Origin of the sequence: Ornithinimicrobium avium, assembly GCF_003351765.1 — a bacterium.
GTDB classification, from domain to species: domain Bacteria; phylum Actinomycetota; class Actinomycetes; order Actinomycetales; family Dermatophilaceae; genus Ornithinicoccus; species Ornithinicoccus avius.
In genome coordinates this window covers 907,678-923,527 of the sequence record NZ_CP031229.1, presented here as the reverse complement: position 1 = coordinate 923,527, position 15,850 = coordinate 907,678, and the positions used below count along the sequence as shown (strand labels likewise).

14 protein-coding genes are annotated in these 15,850 nt (G+C 72.0%); 12 read left to right on the top strand and 2 right to left on the bottom strand.

The genetic code is table 11. The features are described 5' to 3' along the window. The first annotated feature begins 23 nt into the window (after window positions 1-23). The 12 genes from DV701_RS04330 (at window position 24) to DV701_RS18405 (ending at window position 14,253) form a co-directional block, all read left to right on the top strand. Window positions 24-1,442 carry a hypothetical protein gene (locus DV701_RS04330; protein WP_114927223.1) on the top strand — a complete coding sequence of 473 codons (1,419 nt, stop codon included), beginning with the start codon at window positions 24-26 and terminating at the stop codon, window positions 1,440-1,442. Beyond that, window positions 1,439-2,710: a hypothetical protein gene (locus tag DV701_RS04325; RefSeq protein WP_114927222.1), complete on the top strand. Its 1,272-nt coding sequence runs from the start codon at window positions 1,439-1,441 to the stop codon at window positions 2,708-2,710. The genes DV701_RS04330 and DV701_RS04325 overlap by 4 nt, the downstream gene beginning before the upstream one ends. Beyond that, window positions 2,707-3,876: a CHAT domain-containing protein gene (locus DV701_RS04320; protein ID WP_162802791.1), complete on the top strand. Its 1,170-nt coding sequence runs from the start codon at window positions 2,707-2,709 to the stop codon at window positions 3,874-3,876. Before DV701_RS04325 ends, DV701_RS04320 begins: the two co-directional genes overlap by 4 nt. Continuing rightward, the gene (locus DV701_RS04315) at window positions 3,873-5,252 is read left to right on the top strand and encodes a hypothetical protein (RefSeq protein ID WP_114927220.1); all 1,380 of its coding nucleotides are present in this window, start codon (window positions 3,873-3,875) and stop codon (window positions 5,250-5,252) included. The genes DV701_RS04320 and DV701_RS04315 overlap by 4 nt, the downstream gene beginning before the upstream one ends. Before the next feature lie 65 nt (window positions 5,253-5,317). After that, window positions 5,318-5,698: a hypothetical protein gene (locus tag DV701_RS04310; RefSeq protein WP_114927219.1), complete on the top strand. Its 381-nt coding sequence runs from the start codon at window positions 5,318-5,320 to the stop codon at window positions 5,696-5,698. 134 nt (window positions 5,699-5,832) lie between these two features. Beyond that, the gene (locus tag DV701_RS04305) at window positions 5,833-8,487 is read left to right on the top strand and encodes a serine/threonine-protein kinase (protein WP_162802790.1); all 2,655 of its coding nucleotides are present in this window, start codon (window positions 5,833-5,835) and stop codon (window positions 8,485-8,487) included. Next, window positions 8,484-9,251, top strand: coding sequence for a hypothetical protein (locus DV701_RS18115; RefSeq protein WP_162802789.1), 768 nt, complete (start codon window positions 8,484-8,486; stop codon window positions 9,249-9,251). The genes DV701_RS04305 and DV701_RS18115 overlap by 4 nt, the downstream gene beginning before the upstream one ends. Before the next feature lie 2 nt (window positions 9,252-9,253). Then, a complete protein-coding gene (locus DV701_RS04300; protein WP_228255213.1) occupies window positions 9,254-10,018 on the top strand; it encodes a PP2C family protein-serine/threonine phosphatase in 765 nt (254 codons plus the stop codon). Beyond that, window positions 10,015-11,148 (top strand): hypothetical protein, encoded by a 1,134-nt coding sequence (locus DV701_RS04295; protein WP_114927216.1) that lies wholly within the window; start codon window positions 10,015-10,017, stop codon window positions 11,146-11,148. Before DV701_RS04300 ends, DV701_RS04295 begins: the two co-directional genes overlap by 4 nt. Next, on the top strand, window positions 11,145-13,001 hold the full coding sequence (locus DV701_RS04290) for an AAA family ATPase (protein ID WP_114927215.1): 1,857 nt from the start codon (window positions 11,145-11,147) through the stop codon (window positions 12,999-13,001). The genes DV701_RS04295 and DV701_RS04290 overlap by 4 nt, the downstream gene beginning before the upstream one ends. 32 nt (window positions 13,002-13,033) lie before the next feature. Further along, window positions 13,034-13,666, top strand: coding sequence for a 4Fe-4S single cluster domain-containing protein (locus tag DV701_RS04285; RefSeq protein WP_228255317.1), 633 nt, complete (start codon window positions 13,034-13,036; stop codon window positions 13,664-13,666). Next, window positions 13,663-14,253 carry an FHA domain-containing protein gene (locus DV701_RS18405; protein WP_202863628.1) on the top strand — a complete coding sequence of 197 codons (591 nt, stop codon included), beginning with the start codon at window positions 13,663-13,665 and terminating at the stop codon, window positions 14,251-14,253. Before DV701_RS04285 ends, DV701_RS18405 begins: the two co-directional genes overlap by 4 nt. A gap of 240 nt (window positions 14,254-14,493) precedes the next feature. Here DV701_RS18405 and DV701_RS04275 read toward each other — a convergent pair whose 3' ends face one another. Continuing rightward, entirely contained in the window at window positions 14,494-15,366 is an 873-nt protein-coding gene (locus DV701_RS04275) for a hypothetical protein (protein ID WP_114927213.1), read from the bottom strand. Then, window positions 15,363-15,740 (bottom strand): hypothetical protein, encoded by a 378-nt coding sequence (locus tag DV701_RS04270; protein WP_114927212.1) that lies wholly within the window; start codon window positions 15,738-15,740, stop codon window positions 15,363-15,365. The genes DV701_RS04275 and DV701_RS04270 overlap by 4 nt, the downstream gene beginning before the upstream one ends. Window positions 15,741-15,850 lie beyond the last annotated feature (110 nt).

Sequence of the window (15,850 nt, the reverse complement as noted above, 5' to 3'; positions counted from 1 at the left end):
CATACGGGGGTCAGGATCGGTCCATGTCGCGAGGCTCCGCGTGTGCGCGCACGATCCTGCGCCGTGCGGCGCTCGAGCGGGCACCCCACCTGGGCGCCCGGGGGACCGGTATGAAGCTCTCCCACCTGGTCGACCACGTCGGGTGCGTCGCGCTCGGCGCTCGTGCTACGGGGTCCGCGGAGAGTGTCCTCGTCGCGCTGACGCCGACCATCACCGACCTCATGGTCGAGGCGGACGGGATGGCCCGACGCGTCATGTCGGCGGTACGCGATGCCGTCGACGACAGCGTCCGCGACTCCGAGCTCAGCGTGTTCGTGGCGACCGCCTGCGCCGCCAGCCTCAGGACGGAGCAGCGACTGCCCCTCGCCGAGGAGGAGCAGCAGCTGGTGGCACGTCTGACGGCGAGGGTGCTCGAGTCGCGTGCCCGGGGCCAGGCATGGGACCCGGAGACCTTCGCCACGGCGGCGGGTCCACGCTTCCGCGCCGCCTGGCTCGCCGCCGGTGCCCGGCACCTGACCGAGTGGCCGCCGTCCCAGATCGGGCTCGGCCACGACGAACGCCCCCCGCTGCTCACGGCGCCGGCGCGCGGCCCCCGGACCTGGGTCCAGGGCAGTGACCGCAGCGTCTACTCGCGCTACGCCCTGTTCTTCGACCCCCGCGCGCGGCGGAGGTCCGGGAACGGGCAGCGGCACGACTGCCCCCAGGACCGCAGGGGACATGCTCGACCCGACCCGGTGGCCCTCGCCGTCGATGTCGCGTGCGAGACCTACGGCCTCGAGCACGAGGGGCACCGGGGGCTGCTGCGGACCCTCGCCAGCCATGTCGACGGGCCCGCATCGTCGCACGGGCCGCGGGTCCGCCTGCGGTTCGTGGACTGGGACGAGGAGTGCCGGCCACTGCCCACGACGGACGGGCCGGCACAGGAAGCGCTCACCGAGCGCTTCCTGGAGCTGCAGGCCTCGTGGTGGCGTTCCGTCCCGGCCAGGCAGCTCCTGGACCGTTGGGGCGACCCGTCCTGCTACCTCCACCTCGTGGGGCCACTGCTGGTGCGGCGGGCCTGGCAGACGCTGCTGGGCAGGGAGCGCGAGCTGGCTGATCCGGCAGGGACCTGCGCGGTGGACGGTCTGGTCGGCACCGCGCTGACGAAGGGCGTGGGGACCGAGCTGTCGGCGCTGCTCCGGGGCGAGCGCGGCCTCCCGCCCGCGCCCTCTCTGCAGCGCACGCAGGCGACCCTGCAGCTGCTCGCCGCGACCTCGTCCACCCGCGGGGACGTACCCACTGCCGAAGAGGTCATGAGCCACTACGACGTCCTCCTCGCCGAGCGCGGCACCGCGGGGGAGCACGAGTTCTTGAACAGGCAGGAGCTGGCGGACCTCATCGTGCGCGCGGGACAGTGGCGGACCGCGGCCAAGCAGGATGAGCCTTCGGAGGAGGCGCCGTGACGGGGACGTGGCACGACGCAGCCGTCCCGGTCCGGTACCGGGACCACCAGGTCCAGCTCGGTGAGTGCTCGGACGTCGTCGGCCTTGAACAGGTCGTCCTGCCCGGGTGCGTCGCGTACGTGGACCCCGCCTCGCCGTGGCGCCCGCCCGCACTGGTCGTGGTCGACGGGGAGCGTGCCGGCGAGGTGCTCGACGAGCTGTGGGGTCCGGAGGCGGTTGACCTCGTGCGAGGCCGCTCCGAGGGGACGGTCGACATCCGTGATGCCGGACCGGGCCTGCAGGACGTCGCGTCCCTGGGCACGGCCAGGTGGGTCGAGCGGTGGCAGCCCTACCCGCTCGACCCCGGCCTGCTCAGGCTCGACGTCCTCGTCGCGCACGCGCGCTGCCAGGAGCTGCTCGACCCGGACGACGAGCCTGGCGGGTGGCCCGCTGCCGGTGAGCTGCGGGCTGCCGTCGACCACGTCGAGGCGGTGCTCGCCGCTGCTGCCGACGGCGACGCCGCACCACGGACGTCCGTGCCCGGCTGGGTCGCAGACCTCGGCCGTCCAGGCGCTGTTGCGGCCTCTGTCCCGCAGACGCTGGCGCTCGCAGGGCGGTCGACGGCAGACTGGGACCGCGTGCCGGTCCGGACGATCAGCCGCGCGGAGTCCGCCGTGCACTGGTCGGTCGAGGGGGAGTCAGACGGCGGCATGCTCCACGTCGTGGCGACCGCCGCGGGTGATCCCCTGCCCTCTCCGGCCGCGGCGTCATGGGCACCGCCCACGAGGGACGTCAGGCTCCACGCCCAGCTCTACGTGCCCGACTGGCCGCTGCCGCTGGCTGTGGCTGAGCTGAAGGCGGTCCGCGAGGCCGGTGCCTGGGCGGGTGCCGCGGGGCTGACCGCGGACGTGCTCGCACGGATCGACCGGGCTGGACCGCAGGACGTCTTCCTCGACGTGGCGGTGCCCGGGCTGCCGGTCCCTCCGCGCACCGGCGGAGCAGCCCTGCGTGCCCGCGCCAGGAGGTGGGGCGCGCGCTGCGTCGGCGGCGGGAGGATGGCCGCCGACGCCGAGGCGGGCGCGACCCGCGCCCGCCAGGACGTCCCGAGCGAGCCGCTCCGGACCCAGGTGCGCTCGGCAGCCCGCCAGGCGGTCGCTCTGTGGCGGGCCGCGGGCGACGACACCGGTGCTGCCACCATCCAGGCATGGACGTCGGGGGAGGACCTCGGCCGACCGGCCGCCCTCGGACTCGCCGAGAGGTACGCGCTCCAGGACGGGCGGTCGTCGTGACCGTGCTGCGGGCGCCCAGTGCCGCGCGGGTCGGCTGGCGGCTCGTGATCGAGCCGGCCCTGCGGAGCCTCAGCTGGTCCCTCATCTGCGAGCGCGACGGCGCCGGGGGGCCGGGCGCGCCGGCCGAGCACCGGGTGTGGGCCGGACGGCACGAGCATCCGGAGAAGTGGCGGTCCCTGCTGGAGGGGCTGGTCCCCCACGACGACGCGGTCTGGGATGGACCGCTGGCCGACCCCCGGGCCGAGCTGGCCGTGGCGCGCGAGCTGGGCGCCGCCCTGCTCCCTCGCGCGTTGCGGGAGGGTCTCTCGGCGGACGGGGACGCTGTGCACACCCTGACGGTCGCCACCCGGGGCTGGTGCGCAGCCGTGCCGTGGGACGCCCTGGTCGTGGACGCGTCCGACACCCGGCTGCTCGAGCGGTGCAGGATCCTGACCGAGGCCCACCCTCTCGCCGCCGTCGGGCGGGCGCCCGCGGCCCACCGGCCCCCGCCGGCGCCCGGCGAACCGGACGGGGTTGTGGTCCTCGATCCGGGGCCGCTGACCGACGAGGACCCGACGCTCGCGCCCCTGTATCCGGCGGGCCTCCCGCCGGAGCTCCGTGACCTCGGCCAGGGGGCCGACCTGCACCTGTCGGGGAGGGATGGGCTGGGCAGCGCCGAGCTCGGCGCGGTCCTTCGCGAGCGCCCCTGGGCGAGGTTCCTGTATGCCGGGCACGTGCGGCCCGGCTGGCCCAAGGATCCGGGCAACGTGGCTCTGGTGCTCTCCGACGGCCAGGCTGCCGATCTGCTGCCGGCCTACGACTGGCTGGACCGGCCGGACACCTGGCCCGCCCCGGAGCGGGTCGCGCTCATCGGCTGCGGGAGCGGGGACGGTCGGGCGTCCGAGGACGTCGGCCTGCCGCTCGCCGCCCTGCGCGCCGGGGCACAGCTGGTCACCGCCACCCGGTGGGTGCTCCCCGCAGACCTCTCGGAGCACGAGCCGAACTTCACCCGGCTGGTCCGGGCGGTCCACGCCGCCCACGCCTCGACGGACCCCGTGGGAGCCCTTCGGGACTGGCAGCTGACCGAGCTGCACCGCTGGCGGTCCTCCGGTTATGCGCTGCACGCGCCGCTGACGTGGGCGGCGACGACGACCACGGTCCTTCCGGACGTGGGCGAGGTCGGATGAGCGACGAGCCGCTCGCGGAGCCAGATCCCGACGACGAGGACCTCACCGACGAGGAGGGCAGCCAGCTGATGCTCGAGGCCCTGGCGGAGCTGCACGAGCTCGCCGACAGCGGCGAGACCGAGGTCCTGACCGACCTGCTGGACTGGATCCTCTCGCACGGTCAGTGGCTGCCGGACTCGGTCGACTACGACGGGCTGCTGCTCGTCCTCGTGCGGAACCTCCTGCTGCTCGGACAGGTCGAGGAGGCCGAGGACGTCAGGTCCTACCTCGACCTCGAGGTCGTGGAGCACCACCCGGTCATGAAGGCCGAGCATGTCCTCCACGAGCTCTTCCTGCAGCTCATGAAGGGGGACGAGACCGCATACCAGCAGGCGCTCAGGGAAGCTGTCGAACCCGTCAGCAGGTCCGACGAGCCGCAGCACCACGAGATGCTGCGCAACGCCCTCGCCGGCCTCGCGCCGATGGCCAGCGATCCGCGCTCAGGGCTGCGCGAGCAGGCCTCCCAGGACCTCGGTCCCGATCCGGAGCCGGCCGCCAACGAGCGGATCGTGGCGGCCTTCGCGGCTCTGGGCCGGGGGGAGGCGTCGCGGGAGCTGGAGCAGGACCTGGTGGATCTGGCGAGGAGCCTGGTCGACGGTGACTACCTGCACCGGGCGGCTGCCGCGCTCCTGGCGGCGGCGCAGGTCGCCGTGCACCGCACCGATCCCGTCGGGGCAGCCGCCCACGCCGCCGCGGGGCGGCAGGTGATCTGTTCGCGCGGCCCGCTGTCCCAGCACCCGATTCGCCGGCAGCTCGACCTCACCTACGCCAGCATGCTCCATCTCCTGGGCCGCACCCGGTTGGCCGACCAGATCTTCGACTCGGTCAGGGGCAGCGTCGGAACGGACGGGCTGCTGTCCGGCCTCACCCACATGATGTACGGCATGTCGCGGCTGGAGCCGGACCCCTGGGCAGCCCTGGCCGCCGGGCTGCTGGCCCACGACTGCTTCGTCGGCTTCCGTGCCACGTTGCCCAGCGTCGGCGAACGCGCACAGACCGACGAGCTGCTCGCCGGGGCCGCCGAGGTCGTCCTGAGGGCTGCCGAGCAGGTGCGGGACCCGGCCGTCCTGTCGGAGGCGCTGGAGATCCTCCGAATGCAGGGACTCCCGGTGCGCGCCGAGGGGGCCGGTGCCAGCGCCCCGCTGTGGATGTTGATGGACGCCCTGGGTGTGCCCGCGAAAAGGCCGCGGTGGCGGGTCGAGCACGAGAGGCAGCCCGCCGTCCTCACCGGCCCCAGGCCCGTCCCGCGCATGCCCTGGGGCGGGACCCTCACCGGGCTCCTGCCCCGCCGTGCGGACGGCGATGGACAGATAGTGGCCGTCCGCGTCGCGCGCTGAGCGTCCGGAGCTCTCCCGTCCGTCTGTAGCCCGGTGTCAAGGTCACCTCGCAACGGGAGGACATCGTGTCCGCACCACAGTTCGTCATCGACCCCCAGTGCCACGGCAGGGCAGCCCGGGAGGCGGCGGTCCTGCGCGCCATCCTGTGGGACGACCCGCGCCGACGTCGCATCTGGCAGCGCCGGATCCGTCGCCAGGGCGACGGGAGCCAGATCCACCAGGCCGCCGTCGCCCGCGTCCTGGCTCAGTGGCTCTACGACGCCGGCGAGGCCAGCGAGAACGACGAACAGCTGCCGCGCAGGCTGAAGGACGCCGTCAGCCGTGCCCTCAGCGGCAAGGTGCGGCTCCCGGCCCTCCTCAAGGAGGCGGTCCTGGAGGCCTTCGAGGTGGACGACGCCACCGCAGTCCTGCTGTGGGACCCGCCGGAGGTGGGACGCGCGGCCTGAGGCAGGTCGCGCGACACAAGCGCGACACAAGGCGTCTAGCGTCACGACGCCGGCGGTGGAGGCGGGATGTCTGAGGCTGCCTCGGCCGAGGTCAGACCCGAGCAGCCCGACGACGTGGGTAAGGAGGCGTGAAGGTGGCGGACAGCAAGGTCCCCGGAACGACCTACGAAGGGGCCGACCGGGACGCGCCGCGCACGACCTACGAGCGGGACGGGTCGCCGGTTTCCGACGGTCACGGCGCCGGCGCCCGGGGAGCCGTCCCAGGCACCGTGTACGAAGGGGCAGGACCGGAGGGCGTCCCGGGGGTCCGGCGGCGCTTGGCGCCGCCACGGCCGATCCTCGAAGAGTTCGAATACGTGCGGGACCTGAGCACGAGCGGCGCCCAGGCGGACGTCCTACTGTGCCGGCGGTGGAGCGACGGCGGGGACGTCGTCGTCAAGCTCTACCGCGGCCTCGTCGAGTCCTTCGACGTCGACGCCGTCGAGACGCTCATCGAGCTCTCCAAGACCGAGGAGGGGCGGGAGCACATCGCCCCGATCCTCGAGTTCCGGCAGTGGGAGGGTGAGACATGGGAGGTCCAGGAGTATTTCTCCCTCGGGAGCATGAAGGACCTGTATCAGCGCATGGACGGGCCCCTTCCCCGGGACATGGTCCGGGCGGTGCTCGAGGAGCTGGTCGGCGCCATCGAGTTCACGCAAGGGCACGACGTCATCCACCGTGACCTGACGCCGGCGAACATCCTCGTCCGCTCCGAGGAGCCGCTCGACCTCGTGCTCGCCGACTTCGGCCTCGCGCGCGAGCAGGCTGCCTCCCGGGTGCTCGGCTCGACCGCCGGGACCTGGGCCTACATGTCCCCCGAGGGCGCGGCCGGGATGACGACCAAGGCGACGGACTGGTGGTCGCTGGGGATGATTCTCTACGAGGGACTGCACGGCCGGCACCCGTTCAGCGTGCCCGACGGCACGGGGATGCGCACGGACAAGGAGATCAAGGCCAGCCTGGGACAGGACCTCTACGAGATCGAGCCGACCGGTGACGAGCGGTGGGACCTGCTGCTCCGGGGCCTGCTGACCGCCGACGCCAAGGGGCGGTGGGGCAGCTCCGAGGTCGGCCGCTGGCTCGCGGGGGAGTCGCCCGCCGTGCACACCCGGGTGCGCGGGCCGCGGACGCGGGTGGCGCCGTTCGCCTTCCGCCAGGAGCACCACGCCCCACAGGATCTGGCGCGGTCCTTCCAGGAGGCCAGCGAGGACGCGGCACAGTTCCTCGCCGACCCGCGCAACCTCGACCTGCTGCGCACCTGGCTGGGCCAGCACGGGCTGGCAGAGGAGGCGGGGCCCATCCTGGGCGGCCAGCAGGCGCCGGGCGCCGTCGCCGTGGGCCTGCAGGCCCTGCTCGACCCCACCACGACGCCGACCTTCGGCGACCGGTCGCTCGGTGGGAAGGAGCTGACCAAGACGGCGCGAGAGGCGCTCGGAGGCGACGAGGCCGCCGGCAGGTGGATCCGGCAGCTGCGCCAGGAACGAGCCCTGACCGCGTGGGCCCAGCAGGTCGACGACGGCCGGGCGATCTCGCTCGCTGACGACAGCCTGCAGCGCTGGTGGCTCCGGATCGCCGCTCTGTCTCCGGACCAGCGGCGGATGATCGGCGCGGACGATCCCGCGGTCGAGGGCCTGCTGCTGAAGGTCGCCCTGGCTCCTGACGAGAGGGAGAGGGCCGAGAAGGACGCGCGCAAGGCCCTCTCCCGGATCGGGGAGGTCAGCGACGCCTTCCGGACCCTGACGGAGAAGGTGGCACAGGACAAGGGAGACTCCAACTTCGGCCTCCGGCTCATCACGGCGAACCAGTTGCCGGTGGAGCAGAAGGTGGAGAAGGCCAGGCGGAAGGCCGACCAGACCGAGGTCCTCGAACGCAGGCGAGGCGTGCGACAGGTGCGGAACCGTCAGATCCGCGACAGCGCCGCGTCGAACTTTCGGGAGGGCGCCGCTCACTGGCTGTTCGTCGGGGCTCTGCCCGCGATCTTCGCCCTTGCGGTCGAGTGGCGCCGCGCCGACTTTCGGGCGGCGGCGCAGGCGGTGGCTCCGTGGATCCTCGCCTTCGTCGTGCTCGGAGGTCTGCTGCACGTCCTTCGCTCCCGCAGGCACCCCCGCCTGGAGCTCCTGCTCACCGGGGTGGCGGTCGCGTGGCTCTGGAGCCGGTTTCTCGACCAGCTCATGGGACGTGCGGCCTGGCTCCCGAGTCCGTCGACGTGGCAGGTCGTCTTCCTCGCCCTTGCGGTGGTCGGTGTCCTGGCCTGGGCCAGCACCCTCGGTCCGGGGTTCAGCAGCGAGTCCGACGTGGGACGCAGCAGCCACCTCCAGGAGGCGCTGCGCTGCACCGGCCGGATGCAGGTCGTCCTGTGGGCGTGCGTCATGATCGCCGTCACCCAGCAGATCGACCCTGGCGCGTTCCGGACCTTCGACCGCGACTTTCCCCGCTGGTACCTGGAGATCGTGGCCGCCGTCAGGGACTGGTTGAGCCCTCTCGCCGAGGCGCGACCGGACAACGCCCTGCCCTGGGGCGCGGCGGGAGTGCTGCTGGCGACCGGAGCCCTGAGAGCCGTCGTCGGACGCTACCCGCTGGCGGTCCGCGTCGTGCGTCCCCTCCTCGTCGTGATCGCCCTGGTGCTGCTCGCCGTCATTCTCGCGATCCTGCAGCCCATGGCCGGCGCTGTGCTGCTCGTCGGTGCCGTCCTGACCGTGGTGTGGTCGGTGAAGGCCCTGATCGCCGTCGCCAAGGCCCCGCCGGCATGAGCGGGGTGCTCGAGACCCTGGTCGCGGGGTCCTTCCTCGTGGCCGTCTACGCGATCATCCTCGGCCGTGCGAAGCGGATCGGGACAGTCGGCGGAAGCGGCCGGATCGGCAGTTTGGGTCTACCGGACAGTCGGACCGCCGACATGACCCTGGGGCTGCTCGCCACCGCGCAGCTGACCCTCCTCGTAGGACAGGAGCTCGGTGGCCGCGACGGTGCGGCGATCGGCCTGGTCGGAGGGATGACCTTGGGGTACTCCAGAGTGCGGACCCTCCTCAGCGTGGTCGGCGTCCTGGCGGGGCTGGCCGGCGCCGCGGCGTTCGTCCTCGGTCCGGGGCTGGAGGGCGCCGTGGTCTGGCGACTCTTCTTCGTGAGCACCGTCATTCTGTGCTTCGTGCTGGGCATGGGCCTCGGGCAGGTGTTCCTGGGTCGCTCGCACCGGTTCTTCACGTTCGGCAAGGGCCGAGGGCTGGCCTTCTTCGGCCTCGTCGAGGTGTTCACCTTCTTCGGCAGCCCTGTCGGTGCGGACCTGCTCGGGCTCGAGCCTCGACGCTTCGGGGGCTACTTCGTCGTGGCCCTCCTCGGGGCTGTAGGACTGGGCGCGGTGATGGGACCGATGACGCTGTGGCTCCTGGCCGGGACGCTCGGCCTCGTGACGGTGACCTTCGGCGATCCACGGCTCAGCGGGTTCCTGGTCTCCGGACTCGTGGTCTTCCTGATCGTGTGGGCCGTACTCGGCCGGCGCCTGGGGTGGTGGGAGCGGTGATCGTGAGGTATGCCGTGTGCTCGGAACGAGGTCCGGTCCGGTCCGAGAACCAGGACGCGGTCGCCCTGGACGGCTGGGTCTGGCAGGGGGACCGGACGGTCCGTCAGGGTGTGGTGCGGCTCGGGGAGTACGACCTGTGGAACCTGTGCGTGCTGGACGGGCTCGGCGGCTACGAGGGAGGGGCGGTGGCCGCGCTCGTGGCGGCGTCGACCCTGAGCAGCGAGCTCCGCGAGCTGATGATCATGTCGATGGACGAGGCCCCGGCGTTCGCGGAGGCGTTCGACCGGGCGCGTGGCGCGGTCACGTCTCTCGCCGCCGGGCACCCCCGCCTCGCCCGCATGGGGACGACGGCTGCGTCGGTGGTGGTCGCGCCGGGCACCTACGCGGTGACGAACGTCGGAGACGTGCGCGTCTACCGTTACTGGCGCGGCTCCTACCTCACACAGCTCTCCGTGGACGACCGAGCGGCGGTCGGGAGCAACGTCGTCACCCAGACGCTGGGCCCGCTGACGTCCGGGCAGCTCGACGTCCACCACTGCGCGGTGGGCGCCGACGACGCGACCGTCCTCCTGCTGTGCTCGGACGGGCTGAGCGACGCTCTCCCCGAGGAGCGCCTCCGGGACATCCTGAACGGCGCGGAGCCCTACGGACTGACGTCCACGGCCCAACGCCTGGTCGCCGCAGCCCTCGAGGTCGGGGCCCAGGACAACGTCACCGTCGCGCTGATCGCGTTCGACGACCTGCCGGTGGACGAGGAGAAGAGATGAGCGGGCCGAAGGGATACAGCCTGCGGCTGGCGGCCGAGGTCCGCCGTGCCCGGGACGAGGCTGCAGCGCGGGTCAGGTGCGGTGCCTCGCTGGCCCGCCGGGCCGATGCAGTCAGGAGGCTCGTCGCGCTCGGCGGTGAGGCGGCACCGGGTCGAGACCCGGACCTGACCAGCGCGTCCCTCGAACGGCTCGAGCTGATGGAGCAGGAGCTGGCAGACGAGGTCCAGGTCCTCCTGGACGCCGAGAGAAGCACCAAGGCAGCGCTGGTGCGGCGTCAGCTCGCAGCCACCTTCGACCAGCTCGGTGAGATCACCGACGTGGTGCCGACGATGGCGGCGGCACCGTCACGGGCAGCACCGCGCACCGTGGACGCGGGTGAGGTCCGGGAGAGCCTGGTCCGCTGTCTCGACCGGATCGCGCACCTCGACGACGGCGCCCAGGAGGAGCTGACCGGTGCCGTAGCCGCGGTCAGGTCGCTCCTGGACGCGGGGCAGGCCGTCCACGCGGACGTGGCCCTCATGTCCGTGCAGACCCGCTGTGAGGCAGCCGCCCGTGCGCAACGAGAGCGCGAGCGCGTGGCCCGGCAGGCGGGCCTCCTCGTCGTGCGGGCCGCCGACCTGGAGGGTCCCCTCGGTCAGGACATCCGTGACCGGGCGGAGCGCTGCACGGCGAAGGAGGAGCTAGCGGCGGTCGAGGAGCTCGAGCGTCAGGTCAGGGCCCAGCTGACCGCGGAGCAGGACCGCCGGTTCATCGTCCGTCAGACCGAGGAGGCCCTGCGCGAGCTCGGCTACGAGGTGGGCGAGGGGATGGTCGACCTGGCAGGCTCGGGGGCGGCGGTCGTCCGTCGCCCCGACCTTCCGGACCACGCGGTCGAGATCTCTTTCGCCGCCCAGGCGCCGAGGGTGCTGACCCGGGTGGTGGCGCTGGGGGAGACCACCCGTCAACGAGATGTCGAGGCGGAGGAGATTACCTGCCAGGACCTGCTCGCCCTGGGGCGGCTGTGGGCGGAACGCGGAGTGCAGGCCGAGCTCTACTCGCACGCCGAGCCGGGCGAGGTCGCGCTCAAGCGCGTGAGCGACGGCCGGGCGCGCCCCAGCCGTCGGGCGACACGTGAGCGGAGGCTCCCGTGACCTCGACGGCACGCCTCCCCGACGGCAGTCCGCACTGGCTGGTCGACATGGACGCGACGCTGCCCGTCACGGGGCAGTACGTCGTCCACGGAAACTTGCGGGACCAGCACCTCATACCCGCGGTCGATCCGACGTCGCCACCGCACTTCATGGAGACCCTCGCAGCCCTCTGGTGGTCGCTGCGGCGCAGCGGTTACAGCTACCTGCTCCGGCACGACCCGGTAGCCGGCCTGCAGCTCGTCGCCGACTCCGACCCCGTCGTCGTCGAGACGTCCCGACGGGCGGCGCTGGAGGTGCTGTCCGGCGCCACCGCACGGATCGGCGGGCCGGTCAGCGCGGATGCGCTGGTCGAGGTGGTCCAGCGGGTCGCCAGGAACGCGCAGTGGCGGGGCGGCATCGTCCTGGACTACCTATCTCAGCTGCGTGTGGACGGCGAGCCGTACCCGGACGACGTGCAGCGGCTGATGGTCGCGTCCCTGGCCGAGGTGCACGCGGCACCTGCCTTCCGTCAGCCGGAGGGGGCACGGCAGGGGTTGCTGCCGAACGCGAGGTTCTGGCTGGTGGACCGTCCGGCCGACCTCCCGGCCTGGATGGTCGGCGGGAGCGAGGGGATCCGGCAGGTGCCGCTGTCCACGCCGGACCTCACGACCCGCGAGGCCGCAGCACGGGTCCTCGTCCGCCACCTGCCCGACCCGCCGACGGAGCAGGAGTCCTACGACGGGCTGGTCATGCGCTTCCGTGACGTCACCGAGGGAATGACGGTGCGCGGCATGATCCAGACCGTGCAGCTGGCCCGTGAGAGCGGCACCGTGGCAGAGAAGGTCGAGGACTCGGTGCGGGCCTACCGGGTGGGGCTGACGGAGAACAAGTGGGAGAAGACCTCCCTGAGGCAGGCCATCGGCCGCGCGGAGCAGGCACTGGGGGAGCGAGTGCTCGGTCAGGAACGGGCCGTCCGGCACGTCAGCGACATCCTGGTGCGCACCACGCTCGGCCTGACGTCGGCCCAGCTGGGGAAGGGCGGCGGTGGGCCGCGCGGGATCCTGTTCTTCGCCGGGCCGACGGGTGTCGGCAAGACCGAGCTGGCCAAGCAGATGACCGCACTGATCTTCGGCGACGCCGACGCTTACATCCGCTTCGACATGAGCGAGTTCTCGGCCGAGCACACCGAGGCGCGGCTCATCGGCTCCCCGCCCGGCTACGTCGGGCACGGATCGGGTGGCGAGCTGACGAACGCGGTCCGGCAGCGTCCCTTCTCGGTGGTCCTCTTCGACGAGATCGAGAAGGCGCACCCGCGCATTCTCGACAAGTTCCTGCAGATCCTCAGCGACGGCAGGCTCACCGACGGCAGTGGCGCTACGGTGCACTTCAGCGAGACGGTCATCGTCTTCACCTCCAACCTCGGCATCGCGGAAGCCGAGCAGATCATGGTCAACGACCCCACCGCCGACCACGGCGAGGTGATGAAGGCGGTCATCCGCGACCAGTTCACGCATCCGCACAAGTTCAACAGGCCCGAGCTGCTCGGCCGGATCGGCGACAACATCGTGGTCTTCGACTACCTCAGCGAGGAGGTGGCCGGGCAGCTGGGCGCCCGTTTCGTCTCCAACGTGCTGGAGCGCGTCGCCTCCGCGTCCGGGATCACCCTGACGGTAGCCACCGCTGCTCGCCGAGACCTGGTGGCGGCCTGCGCCTCGGACCGAAGCACGGGCGGCCGAGGAGTGGGGTTGAAGGTGGAGAGCCTCTTCGTCAATCCGCTCGCTCGGCAGCTGATCCACCAGCGCGGGGACAGGGCCCGGGTGACGAGCTTCCAGGTCGTCGACGGCGAGGGACATGTCGAGGTGGAGTGGTCATGACGCGGGGACCGGGTATGACGGAGCCCGTGCAGATGCTTCAGGTGTCCAGGATGCTGGCACCGGTGACCAGCCTGGGTCCGGGCCGTCGGGTAGGACTGTGGGTCCAGGGCTGCACGCTGGCGTGCGAGGGTTGCGCGTCCGCGGACACGTGGAATCCGCAGGGTGGCCGGGGCATCCGGCTGCCGGACCTCGTCGAGCGGCTGGCCTCCGCATACCGCTCGGACTCCTCACTGTTCGGGCTGACGCTGACCGGCGGTGAGCCCGTGCAGCAGGCGGGCGCGGTGGCCGAGGTGGTGCGCGGGCTCCGCGAGCAGGTTGACCGGGAGGTCGACGTCCTCCTCTTCACCGGCTACCCGCTCGGTGTGGCGCGCAGGCTCGGCCGTGACCTCCTCACCGAGGTGGACGCCCTGGTGGCAGGACGCTACGACGCGCGAGCCGGCTACGGAGGGCCGCTGGTCGGATCGGCGAACCAACGCCTCGTGCTCCAGACCGACCTGGCCAGGCGCAGATGGGGCGGGGCCGAGCCTGGCCCCCACCTGCAGGTCATGTTGGACCGGACCGACCTGGTCCTTGCCGGTATCCCGCGACCTGGTGACCTGGAGCGGTTCCGGGAGGTGCTGGCCGGCAGGGGCGTGGAGATGGAGAGAGCGAGCTGGCAGGCATGAGCGCGGTGGAATGCACGCGGTGCGGCTTCGTCAACTCTACCGGGACGACCCTGTGCCAGGGGTGCCAGGGCTCGTTGTCGGCCGGACCAAGATTCGTCGACATCGGCGTGTCTGACGCCGCCCCGGTGCCGACGCCCCACCGGGCCGAGGAGGAGGGTTGGCGCTGCCCCGCCTGCGGCGCCGAGCTGGGGCCGGACGATCCGTTCTGTCCGCAGGACGGTGAGCCCCGCTCGGGTGCGGTGCGGACCGGCGCGGGACCTGCAGTGACTGCCGCCGCGACCGGGCTGCGACTGACCCTGCCCGGCGGGTCGACCCTGGACGTCTCGGACGGGGTCCCCCTCGACCTCGGACGGGACGTCAGCGACCGGCGGGTCAACGCAGCTCTCGAGGACCGGACTGGGGTGTCCCGACGTCACGCCCGCGTCCAGCTGCACGGAGGCTCGGTCACGGTCCTCGACCTGGGCTCCACCAACGGGACCCGGGTCAACGGTGAACTGGTCGAGGCACCTGTCACCATCCCCCTGGACCAGCTCGAGCGTCTTGACCTGGGCATGAACGCCACGATCTGGGTGTCGCCCTGGCGTTGACGTGGCAGCGCAGGGCCAGAGCAGCTGGCCGACCGCCCGAAGTCTCCGGGCGGTCGGCCGGCCAGTCACGGCATGCTGAGGCCGCAGTAGGGGCACTTGTAGTCAGAACCGCCGTACTTCTTGTAGCCGGTGTGGCCCTTCGCGCACGTCGTGGCAACGTTGTAGTCGCCCGACGGGGTCTTCTTCGCGTCTACCTTGAACACTGATCTCACCCCCTCCCCTGTCTGATGGAGTCGTTCCCTAGAACGCGTCGCCGGTGCCGAGCTCGCGCTCGAGGCGATCTCCGGTGCCGACGATGAGGTCAACCAGATCCGTGAGGGCTCCGGTGTCCAGATTCCGGACGGGGGCCGTGTGGTTGAACGTCACCACGTCGTCGACGAGTCGCACGTCACCGCACACCGTCCGGCTGGCTCTCTGGAGCACGGCGAGCAGGTCGACTGCGTGGAGACGGGCAAAGGGCGACCAGATGCGCACCCATGGCTCGCCGGCGAGGTCCACCCGCGACGCGAAGACGACCTGCGAACGCCCGTCGCCGACGTCGAAGTTCATCCTGCACCCGGTGGCTCCCGACGGGTCAGTGTCGTCGTCGGTGTACTCGTGGGCGACCTTGTAGTGCGCCCGGATGAACGTCATGACCTCGCCCCACGAGTCCAGAGCCCGCGTGGGCTGAACGTCTCCGTCCTGCGTCTCCGTCCGGCGGAGGTGCTCAGGCACAGACTTGAGTCCCCGGGCCACTCCGTCCACCAGCACCTGGGCTTCCGTCCCCGGATCGGCTCCATGGGGAAGCACACGGCGGGCAGTTGCCTTCGGCTCTATCCACACGATCTCACCGTCAATGTGCTCCTGGATCGGCTGAAGAGGACTGAGATCTCCGCTGGGGACGTCGAGGAAGGGGTAGATGAGGGCGGGCCGTCCCTCGTGCAGCCAGCACAGCACGGACACCTCGTCCCCGTCGGCGTCGGTGAAGTCACGCCGGTAGATGTCGTGGGACGCCTGCTTCCAAGAGTCAAGGTCTCGTCGCAGCCACGGGGGCAGCACGGTGTAGGTCGTCGGCTCCGCGCTCCCGCGGCGTGCAAGATCGGTGAGCTGCACGATGTTGCCTGCCTCGATCACGTCGGCTGGGGGACCTCGACCTCGCCCTGGCTGACGAGGTGCCTGGAGACTCCGCGCTCGGCGATCTCGTCGAGCGGCAGCACCACGTGCTTGAAGACATAGTCGCTGTCGGCGTCCGGCAGGACCGCCACCACGATGGCGCTACCCTCGCGGCCATCGACGCCGAAAGCGAAGATTCCGCCGTCGTGCTGGAACCGGGAGAACCCAGGTCTGCCCGCTGGCTGGATCGCAGCCAGGGTGGGAGCTCGGCCCACCAACGTGTCCCAGAGGTCCTCGATGGGCCTCTCCCACCACCACACATACGCCAGACCGACCTGGCTCAGGAGCAGGTGTCCGGTGTATCGAGGATCACCCTCCTCCCAGCCCTTGTTCACCAGCTGACGCCGTTCCGGTTTGGCCGGGGGTGTGGCCCTCGGACGTGGCGGTGCTGTCGTCGGTTCTCGCCGAGAGAACATTGCCATGTCTGCTCGCCCTTCCAGTCGTG

What these genes read in the sequence shown, in the direction of transcription:
- DV701_RS04330 (WP_114927223.1), top strand. Translation starts at nt 24, where the DNA reads ATGTCGCGAGGCTCCGCGTGTGCGCGCACGATCCTGCGCCGTGCGGCG.
- DV701_RS04315 (WP_114927220.1), top strand. Translation starts at nt 3,873, where the DNA reads ATGAGCGACGAGCCGCTCGCGGAGCCAGATCCCGACGACGAGGACCTC.
- DV701_RS18115 (WP_162802789.1), top strand. Translation starts at nt 8,484, where the DNA reads ATGAGCGGGGTGCTCGAGACCCTGGTCGCGGGGTCCTTCCTCGTGGCC.
- DV701_RS04295 (WP_114927216.1), top strand. Translation starts at nt 10,015, where the DNA reads ATGAGCGGGCCGAAGGGATACAGCCTGCGGCTGGCGGCCGAGGTCCGC.
- DV701_RS04285 (WP_228255317.1), top strand. Translation starts at nt 13,034, where the DNA reads ATGCTTCAGGTGTCCAGGATGCTGGCACCGGTGACCAGCCTGGGTCCG.
- DV701_RS18405 (WP_202863628.1), top strand. Translation starts at nt 13,663, where the DNA reads ATGAGCGCGGTGGAATGCACGCGGTGCGGCTTCGTCAACTCTACCGGG.